Source organism: Olleya sp. NP1-10, from assembly GCF_055804415.1.
Genome location: NZ_CM147840.1, coordinates 2,962,752 through 2,979,178 on the forward strand (window position 1 = coordinate 2,962,752; position 16,427 = coordinate 2,979,178).

Genomic DNA, 16,427 nt, shown 5'->3' on the forward strand with positions numbered 1-16,427 from the left:
CACCTAATTATTTTCTTGCTTCAATTTTTTAATCATTTTTATATTACCTTCAATAGGTGCTATAATTACTTCTTTATCATCTTTAAGAACATAAAACACATATAAACTATTTTTACCTAGCATTTTAATATCTTGAGTTAAACCATTATTAAAGGTTAATTTATGACTTATTTTATAATCGTTAGTTTCTACTCGTTTGTTAGTTTTATAACCACTTCCTATACCTAAACCTATAAAAACTGAAAAGACATAAAAAGCAATCATGGTTATAACAGCGTCTTTAGCATTTATTTTAGCTTGTGCTTTTTCTAACTTTAATTTATTTTTTCCGGATTGGTATTTAGTCTTTTTGCTTAACCATTTATAATATTTAGGTGTAATTTTAACCATGACATAAGCCATAATTATGCTAAATATGACTGCTAATCCTAAGATTAAATTTCCTGTCATTACTGCTATTGGACTAATTAACACATCTAAAACGGAAGAATATTCTAAAATATTAATCCCTAAAAACTTATAGTAAATAGACTCGTATACAACACCTAAAATTAATAAAAACAAATAACCAATAGACAAATAGTCTTGTAATCCAATTTGTGATAATTTACTACCAGTTGTTTTGTTACTCATCTTTTTCTACTAACTAAGGTTTCATGATGTTATTTATCTGTGCATACTGCAACAAACAAATAGTTTTTATATCTTTTATTTCGCCTGTATTTATTATATTAACAGCAGATTCAAAAGGCATTTCTAAAACCTCAATATCTTCAGTTTCATCAGCTGCTCCTCCTCCATTATTAACTTTCATGTCATCTGTAAATTCGCCAATAAAATAATGCAATTTTTCTGTTACAGCTCCTGGTGCTGAATACGCTTCCATTACTTTTTCTACGTGTTCAATTTTATAACCAGTTTCTTCTAAGACTTCTTTTTTAATACAATCTTCAGGTAAATCATTATCTAAAAGTCCTGCACAAGCCTCTATTAAAAAACCGTCTTTATTACCATTTACATAAGTAGGTATGCGTAACTGTTTAGTTAACATTACTGTCTTTTTTGTTTTATTAAACAATAAAATAACAGCTCCATCACCTTTATCGTAGCATTCTCTAACAATTTCTATCCATTGACCATTACTTTGTAAATAATCAAAGGTTAGCTTATTTAAAGTATACCATTGGTCAGATAGTAAATCGGTTTTAAGATTTTTAATTCGGCTGGTATCCATATGTAATACTTGACTGTTAATTTTAAAACCTTGAACTATGCACCAAATTGTTCTCTAGCTTTAGTCTCTATATTTAATTGGTTTATTCTAGCATCTACTTTACGTTTAAAATCAGTGTCTGCAATAGTTGCAACATTATCTAAATAACGAACAACTTCTTGTCTTCTTATTTCAGAAAAGTTTAAACCTTTCATGTTAGACTTCATTAACTCTTGCAACATGTTAAATTTAGTTTGATAATCCTTTTTGAAATACGTTTCAGGATTATCAAACCAGCTTTGTTCTAAATCAAAATCTGTTAATCTTAATGATACTGCACTTTGTATGTTACGAACGTCACGAGAAGAGAAAAATGGAAATATTTTTTGAATCTCTTTATATAATGTCGCATAAAATAAATGATCTGTAGCCTTATGCTGTTTTTCGGCTTTGTCATATGCTTCCAATACACGAAGTTCAGTAGGTTTTTCAGACACTTTTAAGATTTCTCCCATATTAGTCGCTAAACCTTGATCTTGCAAATATTTATAATCTGCAGGACCTTGCATATTAACAAAATCAGGCATGGTTTTGTCTAACTTACTCCACCATAAATGATCTTGATCTAAAAAATCATGCTCTGTTCTTGCTCCATCAATTTTAAAACGACCTTGCACACGAGAAATAACCGCTTTATCTAACATTTCTGGAAGATTAGTAAATAAACCAATCGAGCTGTTTCCATAATTTACTGCATAAGCACCTTCTGTATATCTTAAAAACACACCAATAACTTCCTTTACACCTGCAGACACACCTTGAGCTGTACGTTCTTGTAGGTTATTTTCGGCATCATCAATAGGTGCAAAAATTAATTTAGAAGGATCTTGCATTGGTTTCATCCAATCCACCATTTTTTCGGCAGAACCACCTTGAAAAGTACTAATTAAAGTATCAGGCATTGGGTGAAATAAAAACGGAATATCTAAATTATCACAATGTTCTTTTAATCGTGTTGCAATTGCAGCAATTAGCATACTTTTTCCTGTACCAGGAATACCGTAACCCATAAATACTGGCATAAATCCACCAAGCTCTTGAAAAGGATTTTTCTTTGCTTCAAAATCATAGCTCAACATACGCTCTGTTAAACGTCTAGAAAAGTGTTTTGCATCTCTGTTACCAACAATTTGTTCAAATTTAATTTTATTAAATTCAATACTTTTTGCTGTACCTTGAAATGTATTTTCCCAACCAGAAATAGCAAAATCGCTATTTTCTAATTTATAGGTTCTGTCAACTATTGTTTCTGTATATTCTAAGCTACTTTTACGCAGGTTAATCTCGTCTATTAAGGCTTCAAAAAACACAACAGTAAAATCCGCAACATCCTTATCTGACTTAACAATATCTGGATGAGCTAAATATTTATCGTAATAAAATAATGCACATGAAATTGCTTTTAATGGCGACATTAGAGATAATTCTGGTATGCCTGCAAATTTTTGCTTCATCACATTTAAATCGTCTGAAGCATGAGGTTTTAATAAATGTAAGATTTTATATGCTGAAGCAAACAACATAAATGCACTAGATGTTTGCATTTTACTTTCATACTCACGTTTACCATCTGTATCTAAAGCAGATTTACGCTCGCTTAAACTAGATAAACCTGAGGCATCATAATAACTGTCTTTAATCCAAATTCCTAAGGTTAACCCTTCTTGAACAGCATATAATGTTTGGTTTAAAAGAATTGGTATGGCTACCGAATCTGGTAATAATCGTTTTTTTAACGCTAAAATGGTTTTAGAAACCGAAGTTATTGACGTTGAAGACCCATTATTGGCTTTAGATAAGTACAATAAAATAGATTCGTCTTTTGCTTCTTTATCTTTATTTTTAGCACGTCCACCTTGCTCCCAACTTATACTTTTTAAATAAGATGAAGCTTCGTCACGTAATACGTCTAATTCTGATTTTTTTATAGGGAAAGTCGAGTTGTGTTCCATGTTTTGGGTTTTCTATTAACAGTTAATAATTTTATTACTAAAAAAACTTAAACTGTTTAGTCTATTTATTTGATTTTTAAGTCTGAAACTTGAAAAGGTGGTTTTGCCAACTTATTCATAATTTCTGGGTTTTTGTTGTATAATAATTGAATAATACGATGTGGTGCAAATACGTAACCTTCTTTTATTGGTGTACTCCAATTTTGGAGTGTTTGTTTGCTAAAATATCCACCTTCTTTAAATTGGCCACCTGTAAATACCTCGTGTACTTTAAAAGATAAAGCATAGGCTTCTAAAGGGATTTCTTTTTTACCTATTGCTTCTAGAATGGTGTGCGTTAAATCGTTATCGTCTTTAGCAAACACGTTATGAAAAGCACCTATGTCTAAGCGTTTTATGTGTTTTGGAAATACATTTTTTAATCGTCTATCAATACCATAAGCCATGGTATCCATATTCATTTTACGATCAGCTACTGTTTTTAAAGTGTCATATATGTCTTCCTTTTCTTTTAATGGATCTTTACCATCATAATCAAAGTACATATAGCAAATAAAGGGACGGTTTAAGGAGACATCGTAAAAACTCCAACTGGTCATATAAGTTGCTTGACTACCTTCTGGCGCTTTTATAATTTTACCTTGTACAAAACGGTTAAAAATATATTGCTGCTCTACTGATGTATAATATACTATTGATGCTGCTTGAAATAATTTATCACGTCTAACAGGTTGTTTTTTGCGTAATAATTGGTCCAGAAATTCGTCTTGAAGTTCTGACACATCTTTTAATTTGTTTAAATAGTTGTCGCGTAAAGACAGGTCGTTATATAGGTATCTAAACTCTAAATAATTAGGAAAACCAGAATCTGTAACGTCTACCTTCATGTTGTCTTCCTCATCGTACATATATTTGACACGCATGGCTTCTATGGAGTATAGTAGCAAGTCACAGTATTGCTTAAAGAAAACAATTTCTTGTGGAGTACATAAGTCATTTTGTTGTACGCCAACAATTAATTCTTTTAAGGCAAAATCTACCTTTTTGTGATAAAACACATATTGATCTTTACTATCTAATATAGATGAATCTAATGGTGTGACAATGTGGTTTATACTCATTTTAAATGTTCAATATTCAGTTGTTATAGTCCGTTTTAAGTCTGTTATAACTTGATTGTTTTAGTTGTAATTATCTTTTTTTATTGGTCATATATTTAATGAAAGCCCAAACTAGAAAACCTAGAAAAAAGAGAATATTTGTCCAACCTATTATTTGACCTATAAGTGTATTACTGGTTTTTAGAATGTAGGTACCAAGTAAAACAAAACCTATCATGATTATAATTGCAATTACTAATCTTAATTGTTTTGACATTTTACTATTGACTTTTATTTTTGATTTGCACTTTAAGGCTTGAGTAAGCGCGTTAAGGATTGAAGTGGCATCCTTTTGCTTTTTTGCAAAAGATATAACGTAAAGCCTGACCTACTTTAGCCCTTAAAAGCTAAAGTAGGTAACGCTAAACTAATTTTAAGACAATAAATCGTCGTTAGAAGCTTCTGGTTTTGGTGCTCCTGCTGGTGCATCATCTCCTGAAGGTGCATTTTCAGAGCTGTAATATTCTTCAAAAATCTCTTTCATGTCAATACCGTAACGGTCTGCAAAATTCTTTTGAATGTCTACATCTTTAGCTCTGATTTCTTGTAACGCTTCTGCGTAACTACGGTAAACCCCTTGCATAACTTTTTCGTGTACTGGAATGTTGTCCATCATCTCTTGACGTGCTTTTGCACTTGCGGTATGCATTGATGCTAAAGTTTCTCCGATGTGCTCATCTGTCTTAACTCCTAAATGCTCTAATATTGCAGCAAACTCTTGGTCTGTACGTGCTTTTAATGCTACTACATAACCGTCGTAATATTTAAGACGCTCTTCTGTATCTGACTTTAATTTTGCACGATGTGTTTGTAAATTACTACGTAATGAAGTCAATACTTTGATTGTTAAATTATGCTTGTGTACAAAACTATCTTTAGAGGCTGCAAGGGTTGTATAGGCGTTTTTAAGTCCTTCTAACTCTTCTACTTCTTGCTCTAATTTTGTTACTTTTGATAATGCTTCAGAGTATTCTGTAGATTGCTTATCTGCAACTTCTTCTAATGCTTGACGTGCTTGCTTTAATAAAGCGTATTGCGTTTCTAATTTAGCTTCAGTTTCGGCTTTTTTCTCTAAAGCTTTGGTATGGTTTTTAGACGCTTCTACGATTGCATCTTGCAACTTATCTTCTACTTCTTTGATTTCTACCTCACGATTTTTAAGACGTGTTACTGCTGCTTGAGATTTGTATGATAACTCACTTAATAGTGTTTGTATGTCTGCACTCTCGATACGTTCTTGAAACATTGCTTTTGCTTTATTGTCTGCTCCTGCACGTACTTTTTCGGCTGCTTCTAAAGCTTTTTCGGCAGCTTTAATTTTGCTTTTGCGTCCCCAAAGATTATTCCACCAAGTGTCTGGTTTGTTTTGTGCATCTTCTAACTCGATTTTAGCACGCTCTAATGCTTTTTGAGCATCGTCAATGACTTTTTGTTCAGTCTCGTTTAAAGATGAAAAGCGCTCAAACAAGATACCAACCTCGTCTTGGTAATCTGTTAAATCTTTAATAGCATCTAAAAGTGTTGTACGATCTTTTTCTGCCATACCGACAACATCGTCCAAGGTTGCGTTTAAGATTTTTTGACGACTTTCTGGGTCGTCCTCTTGCGCTAATTTAGATTTCATGGTATCAATTGCTTTTCCCCAATTGACATCTACTTTCTCGGTTTTTTCGTTAGCGTTAGTTTCTAATAAATCAAAATCATCAGACATATATATTTCAGTTTTTAAGGTTGGATAAATTTATTGAAAGCAATTTCGTTAAAAAATATTAGTTGTGAAAATATTTGTTGCTCATATTATCAGTATTATTTGTTATAAAATTGTTACAAATTATTTAAAAGAAAAAAAGTAAGTACCTTTAAAACAAAACTTTTAAAATGAAAAAAATCACGCTAACCTTAATAGCAACAACCTTAATATTAATTAGTTGTAAAAAAGAAACAAAAACTAATGTTGCTGAATTAACAGAAACTAAAACTGAAATACCTGTTGAAAAAACTTTAGAAATCATACCTATTAGCCATGCGACTATGGTTTTAAACTATGGAAAAGAAACAATTTATGTGGATCCAACAGGAGGCAAAGCTGCTTTTGAAGGACAAAAAGCACCAACTTTAGTATTAATTACAGATATACATGGTGATCATTTAAATCTAGAAACTTTAAAAGCTTTAGATTTAAGTAATGCCATGATTGTTGCTCCTCAAGCTGTTGTTGATAAATTTACTGAAGATTTTAAACCAAATTACAGTGTTTTAGCTAATGACGATGTAACCATGATTAACAGTGTTACCATACAAGCGATACCTATGTATAATTTACGTGAAGAAGCTTTAAAATTTCACTCTAAAGGTCGTGGTAATGGTTATATATTAACGATTAATAAAGAACGTATTTACATCTCTGGTGATACTGAAGACATACCAGAAATGAGACAATTGACTAGTATTGACAAAGCTTTTGTATGTATGAATTTACCTTACACTATGACTGTTGACAGTGCTGCAAGTGCTGTATTAGATTTTAAACCTAAACAAGTCTATCCTTATCATTACAGAGGTACCGAAGGTCTTAGCAACGTAGATAAATTTAAAACAATTGTAAATGAAGCTAATCCTGAGATTGAAGTGGTGCAGCTAGATTGGTATCCTGAGAAATAGTGAGTAGTGAGTAGTGAGTAGTGAGTAGTGAGTAGTGAGTAGTGAGTAGTGAGTAGTGAGTAGTGAGTATAAAAATGATTTCAATAAAATAATAGATCAGATTGATTACTATTTATAAATAAAAAAGCCTGCGATTTGCAGGCTTTTTTATTTACATAAACTAGTAAACTTATCTTACTAGCTTTTTATATTTAATACGCTTAGGCATTAAGTCTCCACCTAAACGTTTCTTCTTATTTTCTTCGTATTCACTAAATCCACCTTCAAAGAAATACACTTGAGAATCTCCTTCAAATGCTAAGATGTGTGTACAAATTCTGTCTAAAAACCATCTGTCGTGACTAATTACTACTGCACATCCAGCAAAGTTTTCTAGTCCTTCTTCTAAAGCACGTAATGTATTAACATCTAAATCATTGGTAGGCTCATCTAACAATAATACGTTTCCTTCTTCTTTTAGCGTCATTGCTAAATGTAAACGGTTACGCTCTCCACCAGATAATAACTTTACTTTTTTGTTTTGTTCGCTTCCTGAAAAGTTGAAACGACTTAAGTAAGCTCTAGAATTAACTTCTTTACCTCCCATTAAAACCAACTCTTGCTCATCACTAAAGTTTTGCCAAATAGATTTTTCTGGATCAATATTAGAATGGGCTTGATCAACGTAAGATACTTTTGCAGTCTCACCAGTTTTAAACTCACCTTTATCAGGCGTTTCTTCACCCATAATCATTCTGAAGATTGTTGTCTTACCAGCACCATTTGGACCAATAACACCAACAATACCTGCTTGAGGTAAATTAAAGTTTAAGTCTTCATAAAGTAACTTGTCTCCAAACGCTTTACTTACTCCAACTGCTTCAATTACATTTGTCCCTAAACGTGGACCATTAGGTATATAAATTTCTAATTTTTCGTCTAATTGCTTTTGGTCTTGACTCATTAATTTGTCATAGTTTTTCAAACGTGCTTTTTGCTTTGTTTGACGACCTTTTGCACCTTGTTTAACCCATTCTAGCTCTCGCTCTAATGTTTTTTGACGCTTAGACGCTGTTTTGCTTTCTTGAGCCATACGCTTAGATTTTTGGTCTAGCCATGAAGAATAATTACCCTTCCAAGGTATACCCTCTCCTCTATCTAATTCTAAAATCCATCCAGCAACATTATCTAAAAAGTATCTATCGTGCGTCACTGCTATTACAGTCCCTTTATATTGTGCTAAGTGATGCTCTAACCAATGTACAGACTCAGCATCCAAGTGGTTGGTTGGCTCATCTAATAATAATACATCTGGTTCTTGTAAAAGCAATCTACATAAAGCAACACGACGTCTTTCTCCTCCAGATAGTACTCCAATTTTTTTATCACCATCTGGAGTACGTAATGCATCCATAGCGATTTCTAATTTGGTATCTAACTCCCAAGCACCTGAAGCATCAATTTGATCCTGTAATTCTGCTTGACGATTCATTAGCTTTTCCATTTTGTCTACATCACTGTAGACTTCTTCTAAACCAAATTGATCGTTAATCTTATTATATTCATCTAGAATAGCAACGGTTTCTGCAGCACCTTCACGGACAACTTCCATTACTGTTTTATCATCGTCTAATTGTGGCTCTTGCTCTAGATATCCAACAGAATACCCTGGAGAAAATACCACATCACCTTGATAATTTTTATCTACTCCTGCAATAATTTTTAATAAAGTAGATTTACCAGAACCGTTAAGACCTAAGATTCCAATTTTAGCTCCATAAAAAAAGCTTAAATAAATGTTTTTAAGTACAGGTGTTTGTGCACTTTGAAATGTCTTGGTCAAACCAGACATTGAGAAAATTACTTTTTTATCGTCTGACATTTTTAAAATGTTTTAATTTAAATATTAATTAAACGCGTCCTTTTAATGCATTAAAAACCCATGCTACAGCAAAAAAGCCTACACCTACTGCTGCAAAACCCCATCCTGCTACATCATCATATCTAAAAGCACCTAGTGCTATTAATGCTAATCCTACTAGTATCATTATTGTGGTAGCCCAAGCTAACACAGTATTTTTATTCATTGCCATAATCTGTTTTTAGTAAAATGTGAATTACAAATATCGATTATTTAACACAAAAAGCATCCTAAATAGGATGCTTTTTTAATTTATGGGTTGCACAATACTAAGACATAGGTACTTCTATAAACAACAACTGACTGTTTGAATTTGTTGTTATATTAAAACTTTCTGTTTTAGAAACACCAATAGCGTCTCTTGATTTTAGTATTTTATCATTAATTATAACCTCGCCAGAGATCACCATAACATAAGTACCATGATCAAGTGTTTTAGTCTTATAAATAAATTGTTGTTTTTGATTTAAATCTATTCTGGACAACTTAGCATCTTGATGAATTTTTAAACCTTCATCATTAGTATCAATTGAAGTTACTAAAGTTTGCAATTGACCTTGCCTATCTTCAGCTTTAAAAAACTGTTGATCATATCTAGGTTCTACATTTCTTTTGTTTGGAATGATCCATATTTGAAACAAACTCAAATATTCATCTGTATTAGCATTCATTTCAGAATGTAATAAACCACTTCCAGCACTCATCACTTGTACTTCTCCTGCCTTTATTGTTTCCCACTGGTTTCCCATGGAATCTTTATGTTTTAAAGTACCTTTTAACGGTATAGTTATAATCTCCATGTTATCATGAGGATGTGTACTAAAACCCATACTTGGTGCAATAACGTCGTCATTTAAAACGCGTAATGCTCCAAATTGTATTTTTTCGGCATCAAAAAAATTAGCAAAACTAAAACTGTGATTGGCTTGTAACCATCCATGGTTAGCGAACCCTCTGTCTGAGGCTTTGTGTAAAATGGTTTTCATGTTTATCTCATTTTATCTAATAAATCACTTAATTGACCTGCTTCAACTTCGGTTAAGTTATCTAACAAATTGTGTAATGGATTATTTGGTTGAATTTTATTTAGTAAGTCTAAACCGTGTTCTGTAATTTCGATTAACACCACACGTCTGTCATCAGGATAAGCAATTCGTTTAATTAAATTTTTATCACACATTTTATCTGTTAAACGTGTCAAATTAGGAGCACGCTCTATCATGCGCTCCTTAATTGTCTGAACTTTTATAGGTTTTTTAGCTCCTCTTAAAATTCTTAAGATATTATATTGTTGTGGTGAAAGTCCAAAAGGTTTAAAAAAATCGTTTTGTATACTTGTAATATGATTAGCGGTATACAAAATATTTAGCATTGCTTTTACTTTGTTATTCTCAAATCTAGACTTGATATCTTCTGCAAAGTTTCCCATTTTATAAATTACAGGTGTTTAACTAAAGTCTCAACTTCTGCTTTTAATAGATTATTAAGTTCTGAATTTACCACTTTTTCATCTTTAAAATTATCATTAAAAGAAGGCAAACTAAACTTTGCTACAATATTAGCATTATGCCTAGGGAATCTATCTTCAGCAATTTCAAACACAGATTGACCTGCTCTCGCTCCTGGAGAAGTACTCATTAATAACATAGGTTTTGCCTGAAACATATTAGCATCTACACGCGACAACCAATCCATTAAATTTTTAAAAACTGTAGTATATGCTCCATTATGCTCTGCTAATGATATAATTAATCCATCAGCATTACTTAAAAGCTTATAAAACTTTAACGCATCTTCAGGAAAACCTTTTTCAGTCTCTAAATCTACTCCGTAAAGAGGAAGTTTATAGTCGTTTAAATCTAAAACATTTACATTAACGTCTTTAATTAAACTTGAAGCATAAACTGCTAATTGTTTATTTATTGAAGTTTTACTGTTACTTCCAGCAAAAGCAATAATATTTTTAGTCATAATTGTTATTTTATTTCAAAAGTAAAACAAATAATAATATATTCCAAGGAAACTATTTACAATGACTTCTATTTTAAGAAATTATTAACCTAAATAAAAAACCTGTTTTAAAAGGCGTTTAGTTTTTGTAAATTCGTAACAAATTATAACCTATGGATATCAACTTCAATAAAAACGAAGATCATAATAAATTACTAGTTTCTGACCTTAAAAATAAATTAGCGAAAGTTAAATTAGGAGGTGGAGAAAAACGTATAGAAAAGCATCATGCAAAAGGAAAAATGACTGCTAGAGAGCGTGTTAATTACCTTTTAGATTCTAAAAAGAAAAGCATTGAAATTGGTGCTTTTGCAGGAGAAGACATGTATGCTGAACATGGTGGATGTCCATCAGGTGGTGTGGTAGTTAAAATGGGATATATACAAGGTAAACAATGTATTGTTGTTGCTAATGATGCTACAGTAAAAGCAGGAGCTTGGTTTCCTATTACAGGAAAGAAAAACTTACGTGCTCAAGAAATTGCAATTGAAAATAAATTACCAATCATATACTTAGTAGATTCTGCTGGAGTCTACCTACCTATGCAAGACGAAATTTTTCCAGACAAAGAACACTTTGGTCGTATTTTTAGAAATAATGCAGTTATGAGTAGTATGGGAATAACGCAAATATCCGCAATAATGGGAAGCTGTGTTGCTGGTGGAGCCTATTTACCTATTATGAGTGATGAAGCTATTATTGTTGATAAAACAGCAAGTATTTTTCTTGCAGGAAGCTATCTTGTAAAAGCTGCAATTGGAGAAAGTATAGATAACGAAACTCTTGGAGGAGCAACAACACACTGTGAAATTAGTGGTGTAACAGATTATAAAGCTACTGACGATAAAGATGCTTTAGACAAAATAAAACGTATCGTTGATAAAATAGGTGATTATGACAAAGCTGGTTTTAATAGAAACGAACCTAAAAAACCTAAAGAAAACCCTGAGGATATCTACGGAATTTTACCAAGATCAAGAGCTGATCAATATGATATGAAAGAAATTATCAAACGATTAGTTGACAACTCTGAGTTTGATGAATATAAAGAAGACTACGGAAAATCTATAATTACAGCATATGCCAGAATAGATGGTTGGGCAGTAGGTATTATTGCTAACCAACGTACTTTAGTTAAAACTAAAAAAGGCGAAATGCAATTTGGAGGTGTTATTTATAATGACAGTGCAGATAAATCGACTAGATTTATAGCTAATTGTAACCAGAAAAAAATCCCCTTAGTATTCCTTCAAGATGTTACTGGTTTTATGGTTGGTAGCAAAAGTGAGCATTCTGGAATTATAAAAGATGGTGCCAAAATGGTAAACGCAGTTAGTAATAGTGTGGTGCCTAAATTTACGATTGTATTAGGTAACAGTTATGGCGCAGGGAATTATGCAATGTGTGGTAAAGCATACGATCCAAGACTTATTGCTGCTTGGCCAAGTGCTGAATTAGCAGTTATGAGTGGTAATAGTGCTGCAAAAGTATTATTACAAATCGAAACTGCTTCGCTTAAAAAGAAAGGTGAAACCATTACAAAAGAAAAAGAAGACGAATTATTTAACAAAATTAAAGCAAGATATGACAATCAAGTGTCACCATATTATGCAGCAGCTAGAATTTGGACAGATGCAGTTATTAATCCTTTAGATACTAGAACTTGGATAAGTATGGGTATTGAGGCAGCAAACCACGCTCCTATTGAAAAGCAGTTTAATATGGGAGTTTTACAAGTATAGTTAATCATGAAAAAACGCACAATATTTACAATATTACTAACCTTACTTGTTGGTTATGGATTGTATCAAGTTTATATTTTCTATTTTGATAATAATGATAATATACAATCCATTTATTTGGTACCTAAAGATGCTGTATATATTATAGAGACCCAAGAACCAATAGACAATTGGGATGCCATTAGTAGAAGTGACATCTGGAAACATTTAAACACCAATAATTACTTTAATACATTAGCAAAAAACTTAAATAAATTAGATACTATATTTAAGCAAAAGCAAGGTGTCTTTAACCGTATTGGTAATAGAGATGTTATAATATCAGCTCATGTATATGCTCCTAAAAAATACAGTTTTTTGTACGTCGTAGATTTACAAAAAATAGCCAAACTAAACCTAATCAAAAACAACCTAAACACCTTAATAAATAGTAGTTACAAAGTCAGTAAACGTAAATATCATAAGCATGAAATTACAGAAGTTTATGATACTAAAAGCAGAGAAACACTTTACATTAGTTTTATAAAAAATCAAATGATTGTGTCCTATGTTCACACTCTAGTGGAAGCCTCTATTGACCAATATGCAGAACCTGAAATAGGCAGAAATCTAAATTTTATTGAAGTCAAAAAGCAAGTTGATAATGACGATATGTTTAGATTATATTTTCAATATGACTATTTAGATGAATACATGAAAGTCTTTTCTGATAAACCTGGTTATACCACCGAAACCTTAAGCAAAAGTTTAGAGTTTAGTGGTTTTAGTTTTGATTTAGATGACAACACCATTATTGCTAATGGTATTACAAACACTAATGATCAAGCTTCATCATACTTAAAAGCACTTCAAAAATCTGGAAAAGGTAAACGTACAATTAATACTATTGCTCCAAAAGAAACTGCATTATATTTAAGTTTTGGATTTAGTAGTTTTGAAGAGTTTTATACTAATTTTGAAAATATTCAAAAAGAAAAACCTGAGCAATTTAAAAGTTATTTAGATGGTACAGAGAAGATTGAAAATTTCTTAAAAATCAATCTTAAAAAACATTTTATGAGTTGGATTGATGATGAAATCGCTTTGCTTCAATTAAACTCCAATGTTTCGGAATCCTCTAAAGATGTTGCATTAGTATTAAAGGCTAACGATATTGATGATGCTAAAGAGAATTTAGATTTTATTTTAGAACAAATAAGAAAGCGTTCTCCTGTAAAGTTCAAGGCCATAAACTATAAAGAACATGACATCAACTTTATGTCAATCAAAGGTTTCTTTAAAATACTACTTGGTAATTTATTTTCTGAAATTGAAAAACCTTACTTTACTATAATTGAAGATTACGTAGTGTTTAGTAATGAGCCCAATACTTTAAAAAGTATTATAAACTCTTACATCGACAAACAGACTCTAGATAATTTTGAACCTTTTGATGACTTTAATGACAATTTTGATAGACGTTCAAGTGTATACGCCTACATTAACACACCAAATGTCTATAATAATGCCTATAATTTTGTTGATTATGCAACAAAAAAACAATTAAAATCAAATAAAGACTATGTTATTTGTTTTCCGTTAATTGGTATACAATTAACTCCAGAAAAAAGTTTTTTTGAAAGTAAAATAGTAATTAATTATGAATCTCCTGAAGATGTAAAAGCAAATTACATTTTTAAAGATGCAGTAAAACCAACTAACTCAAAAAGTAATCAGGACACAGAAATTACAACTAGTAACATTGATAAAAACACTGTCTTTAAAATCCCTGAAATATATCCATCGGATTTAACTTCAGATAAGTTTGGCAAAAAATATTCTAACGGAAATTTAAAATTTTTAGTCGAACTAAAAGATGGTTTAAAACACGGTACTTATAAATCATACTATTCTAACGGAAAATTAAAAATTTCTGGTCGCTACCGTAAAGATAAACAAGTCAGTACTTGGCGAGTTTATGATTATAACGAAGATGTAGTCTTTAAAAAACGATTTTAATTAAATTAAACAAATGAAAAAAGCTATTAAAAACTACATATTACTCATTTCAACTTTAATTACTTATACCTGTTTTTCTCAATCTAATCTTGATTCTATTCCTTTGAGAAAACAAGTAAAAATAATGCAGACAATTGATAATAATAATAATAATAGCCTAAAAGACACAACATACTTAATAACAAATAAAGACAAATTAAATTTTATATATAAGTTTGATTATTTAGATAATAAATCTTTAACTCGAGATTATATAAATGCTGTTTTTTCAAGAAAAAATAGTCAAATACATCAATTCATTAAACCTCTTAAAATATACATTGATCCAAATTTAGAACCAAACTTATCAGAAGAGTTTAAAAAATTTGTACTTAATATACCTGAAATTAAAAATTTATCTTTTGAATTTGTAAACAACATAGATGAGAGCAATTATTACATTAAAGTTGCTGAAAAAAGTTTTTACGGTATACCTGATAATGTACTAAAAGATTATACCAAAGAAAAACGAAAAAACTTAGTTTTTGAAAAAATTAAAAGAATAAATTTTAACGATAATAATAAAAATAGCTACGCTTGTTTATTAAAACTTAGTCCTTCAATACTAAATGATGATAATATGATGACTAAACTAAAAAAAGCTTTTTTATTTCTTTAGGAAACTTCAATGTTTTAGCATATGGAGCTCCAAAAGGGTCTGTTTTGGATTTTGATACAAACCATATAGACAAACTAAATGGAGATGATATTTTAATATTAAAAATGCATTATTTTAATATTTATGATTTTAAAGTTAACTTAAAAACTTTTAAAAAATTACAAACTATTAAAAACGAAAAATAATGAAATACACTCTACAAATTTTATTTTTAATTGGTTTTATACAATTTAGCTATTGCCAAAACAAAGTAACTCATAAAATAACTAAAAGATACATTCCTTTAGTAGAATATAAAAAATTTCATCCAGAACCACTAACTAAAAAAGATTCACTAAATTTATTAGAAAAAGATGGTATAACATTAATTCTATTAGAAGAAAATGAAGTATTCAATAAAAAAGGTGTTAGTATACCATACACTTATAAAGACTCTATTTTTTTAAGTCAATATAGTAAAATAGGGTTTAGTCATAAAAATAATATCTATAACGATTCTACTACTTCTAAGTATTGGAAACAACACATTAAATTATATATAGATAATAAAATTCAAAAAAAACTAAAAAAATTCTTAGATTTTGCGAAAAATATAATTGAACAGGTAGATTCTTTAAAATTAGATGTTGTTAAAAAAGTTGAAGAATCTAATTACATTGTTTATTATTCAAGTAGTTATGAATATGAAAGTAGAATGTCAAATAATACATATTCTGATTTTTATGTCCACTGGAGAAATAGCCAACTATTTAAAGGCTCGATAAGAATTAGAGATGATAAACTATTTAACGAAGCTCTTAGATTAAACAAAATGAAAAAATTATTTGTATTGACACTAGGATACTTTAGTTTTAATGATGAACTAGATTGTGAAAATTTCTTTTCAGGTTGTTATCAAGACGACGTTAAATTAACAAATTTTGACTTAGAAATTTTAAAATACCATTATGATTACGGAATATGTAAAGGCACTAATTTGTATACTTTCAATGATCAACATAAAAGAGCTAAAGAAGTTTTAAAGAAACACAATACTAAAATTAATTTTTTTCATACTACAGAAGATTAATGTA

Annotated in this window: 16 protein-coding genes; 6 read left to right on the forward strand and 10 right to left on the reverse strand. The window is 30.5% G+C overall.

What is annotated here, in order from left to right:
* Positions 1 to 3: 3 nt before the first annotated feature.
* From AC0L4B_RS13895 to AC0L4B_RS13915, 5 genes are all read right to left on the reverse strand, one after another.
* The gene (locus AC0L4B_RS13895) at positions 4 to 633 is read right to left on the reverse strand and encodes a hypothetical protein (protein WP_473437448.1); all 630 of its coding nucleotides are present in this window, start codon (positions 631 to 633) and stop codon (positions 4 to 6) included.
* Between the two features lie 13 nt (positions 634 to 646).
* A complete protein-coding gene (locus AC0L4B_RS13900; protein ID WP_473437449.1) occupies positions 647 to 1,234 on the reverse strand; it encodes an NUDIX domain-containing protein in 588 nt (195 codons plus the stop codon).
* A 35-nt stretch (positions 1,235 to 1,269) separates the two neighbouring features.
* On the reverse strand, positions 1,270 to 3,225 hold the full coding sequence (locus AC0L4B_RS13905) for an AAA family ATPase (protein WP_473437450.1): 1,956 nt from the start codon (positions 3,223 to 3,225) through the stop codon (positions 1,270 to 1,272).
* A gap of 65 nt (positions 3,226 to 3,290) precedes the next feature.
* Positions 3,291 to 4,346, reverse strand: coding sequence for a hypothetical protein (locus tag AC0L4B_RS13910; RefSeq protein ID WP_473437451.1), 1,056 nt, complete (start codon positions 4,344 to 4,346; stop codon positions 3,291 to 3,293).
* Between the two features lie 412 nt (positions 4,347 to 4,758).
* The gene (locus AC0L4B_RS13915; protein WP_473437452.1) at positions 4,759 to 6,096 is read right to left on the reverse strand and encodes a microtubule-binding protein; all 1,338 of its coding nucleotides are present in this window, start codon (positions 6,094 to 6,096) and stop codon (positions 4,759 to 4,761) included.
* Between the two features lie 167 nt (positions 6,097 to 6,263).
* On the opposite strand from AC0L4B_RS13915, the gene AC0L4B_RS13920 reads away from it, so the two are divergent.
* Positions 6,264 to 7,046 carry an MBL fold metallo-hydrolase gene (locus tag AC0L4B_RS13920; RefSeq protein ID WP_473437453.1) on the forward strand — a complete coding sequence of 261 codons (783 nt, stop codon included), beginning with the start codon at positions 6,264 to 6,266 and terminating at the stop codon, positions 7,044 to 7,046.
* Between the two features lie 169 nt (positions 7,047 to 7,215).
* On the opposite strand, the gene ettA is transcribed toward AC0L4B_RS13920, so the two are convergent.
* From ettA to AC0L4B_RS13945, 5 genes are all read right to left on the reverse strand, one after another.
* Positions 7,216 to 8,907, reverse strand: coding sequence for an energy-dependent translational throttle protein EttA (gene ettA, locus AC0L4B_RS13925; protein WP_473437454.1), 1,692 nt, complete (start codon positions 8,905 to 8,907; stop codon positions 7,216 to 7,218).
* Positions 8,908 to 8,935: 28 nt separating this feature from the next.
* Complete coding sequence (locus tag AC0L4B_RS13930; protein ID WP_473437455.1) at positions 8,936 to 9,118, reverse strand: CAL67264 family membrane protein; 183 nt, start codon at positions 9,116 to 9,118, stop codon at positions 8,936 to 8,938.
* Positions 9,119 to 9,215: 97 nt separating this feature from the next.
* Positions 9,216 to 9,932: a pirin family protein gene (locus tag AC0L4B_RS13935; protein WP_473437456.1), complete on the reverse strand. Its 717-nt coding sequence runs from the start codon at positions 9,930 to 9,932 to the stop codon at positions 9,216 to 9,218.
* 2 nt (positions 9,933 to 9,934) lie between these two features.
* Positions 9,935 to 10,375, reverse strand: coding sequence for a MarR family winged helix-turn-helix transcriptional regulator (locus tag AC0L4B_RS13940; RefSeq protein ID WP_473437457.1), 441 nt, complete (start codon positions 10,373 to 10,375; stop codon positions 9,935 to 9,937).
* An 8-nt stretch (positions 10,376 to 10,383) separates the two neighbouring features.
* Positions 10,384 to 10,917 (reverse strand): NADPH-dependent FMN reductase, encoded by a 534-nt coding sequence (locus tag AC0L4B_RS13945; protein ID WP_473437458.1) that lies wholly within the window; start codon positions 10,915 to 10,917, stop codon positions 10,384 to 10,386.
* A 152-nt stretch (positions 10,918 to 11,069) separates the two neighbouring features.
* On the opposite strand from AC0L4B_RS13945, the gene AC0L4B_RS13950 reads away from it, so the two are divergent.
* From AC0L4B_RS13950 to AC0L4B_RS13970, 5 genes are read left to right on the forward strand one after another with little or no spacing between them, the layout of a single operon-like run.
* Positions 11,070 to 12,698: an acyl-CoA carboxylase subunit beta gene (locus AC0L4B_RS13950; RefSeq protein ID WP_473437459.1), complete on the forward strand. Its 1,629-nt coding sequence runs from the start codon at positions 11,070 to 11,072 to the stop codon at positions 12,696 to 12,698.
* Positions 12,699 to 12,704: 6 nt separating this feature from the next.
* Positions 12,705 to 14,696, forward strand: a complete 1,992-nt coding sequence (locus AC0L4B_RS13955) for a DUF3352 domain-containing protein (RefSeq protein WP_473437460.1) — start codon at positions 12,705 to 12,707, stop codon at positions 14,694 to 14,696.
* Between the two features lie 13 nt (positions 14,697 to 14,709).
* A complete protein-coding gene (locus tag AC0L4B_RS13960; protein WP_473437461.1) occupies positions 14,710 to 15,354 on the forward strand; it encodes a hypothetical protein in 645 nt (214 codons plus the stop codon).
* Positions 15,355 to 15,398: 44 nt separating this feature from the next.
* Positions 15,399 to 15,539, forward strand: coding sequence for a hypothetical protein (locus AC0L4B_RS13965; protein WP_473437462.1), 141 nt, complete (start codon positions 15,399 to 15,401; stop codon positions 15,537 to 15,539).
* Complete coding sequence (locus AC0L4B_RS13970; RefSeq protein WP_473437463.1) at positions 15,539 to 16,423, forward strand: hypothetical protein; 885 nt, start codon at positions 15,539 to 15,541, stop codon at positions 16,421 to 16,423. The genes AC0L4B_RS13965 and AC0L4B_RS13970 overlap by 1 nt, the downstream gene beginning before the upstream one ends.
* Positions 16,424 to 16,427: the final 4 nt, after the last annotated feature.

Excerpts from the sequence above, each read along its gene's own strand:
- AC0L4B_RS13895 (WP_473437448.1), bottom strand. The coding sequence starts at position 633 with ATGAGTAACAAAACAACTGGTAGTAAATTATCACAAATTGGATTACAA.
- AC0L4B_RS13900 (WP_473437449.1), bottom strand. The coding sequence starts at position 1,234 with ATGGATACCAGCCGAATTAAAAATCTTAAAACCGATTTACTATCTGAC.
- AC0L4B_RS13905 (WP_473437450.1), bottom strand. The coding sequence starts at position 3,225 with ATGGAACACAACTCGACTTTCCCTATAAAAAAATCAGAATTAGACGTA.
- AC0L4B_RS13910 (WP_473437451.1), bottom strand. The coding sequence starts at position 4,346 with ATGAGTATAAACCACATTGTCACACCATTAGATTCATCTATATTAGAT.
- AC0L4B_RS13915 (WP_473437452.1), bottom strand. The coding sequence starts at position 6,096 with ATGTCTGATGATTTTGATTTATTAGAAACTAACGCTAACGAAAAAACC.
- AC0L4B_RS13920 (WP_473437453.1), top strand. The coding sequence starts at position 6,264 with ATGAAAAAAATCACGCTAACCTTAATAGCAACAACCTTAATATTAATT.
- ettA (WP_473437454.1), bottom strand. The coding sequence starts at position 8,907 with ATGTCAGACGATAAAAAAGTAATTTTCTCAATGTCTGGTTTGACCAAG.
- AC0L4B_RS13930 (WP_473437455.1), bottom strand. The coding sequence starts at position 9,118 with ATGGCAATGAATAAAAATACTGTGTTAGCTTGGGCTACCACAATAATG.
- AC0L4B_RS13935 (WP_473437456.1), bottom strand. The coding sequence starts at position 9,932 with ATGAAAACCATTTTACACAAAGCCTCAGACAGAGGGTTCGCTAACCAT.
- AC0L4B_RS13940 (WP_473437457.1), bottom strand. The coding sequence starts at position 10,375 with ATGGGAAACTTTGCAGAAGATATCAAGTCTAGATTTGAGAATAACAAA.
- AC0L4B_RS13945 (WP_473437458.1), bottom strand. The coding sequence starts at position 10,917 with ATGACTAAAAATATTATTGCTTTTGCTGGAAGTAACAGTAAAACTTCA.
- AC0L4B_RS13950 (WP_473437459.1), top strand. The coding sequence starts at position 11,070 with ATGGATATCAACTTCAATAAAAACGAAGATCATAATAAATTACTAGTT.
- AC0L4B_RS13955 (WP_473437460.1), top strand. The coding sequence starts at position 12,705 with ATGAAAAAACGCACAATATTTACAATATTACTAACCTTACTTGTTGGT.
- AC0L4B_RS13960 (WP_473437461.1), top strand. The coding sequence starts at position 14,710 with ATGAAAAAAGCTATTAAAAACTACATATTACTCATTTCAACTTTAATT.
- AC0L4B_RS13970 (WP_473437463.1), top strand. The coding sequence starts at position 15,539 with ATGAAATACACTCTACAAATTTTATTTTTAATTGGTTTTATACAATTT.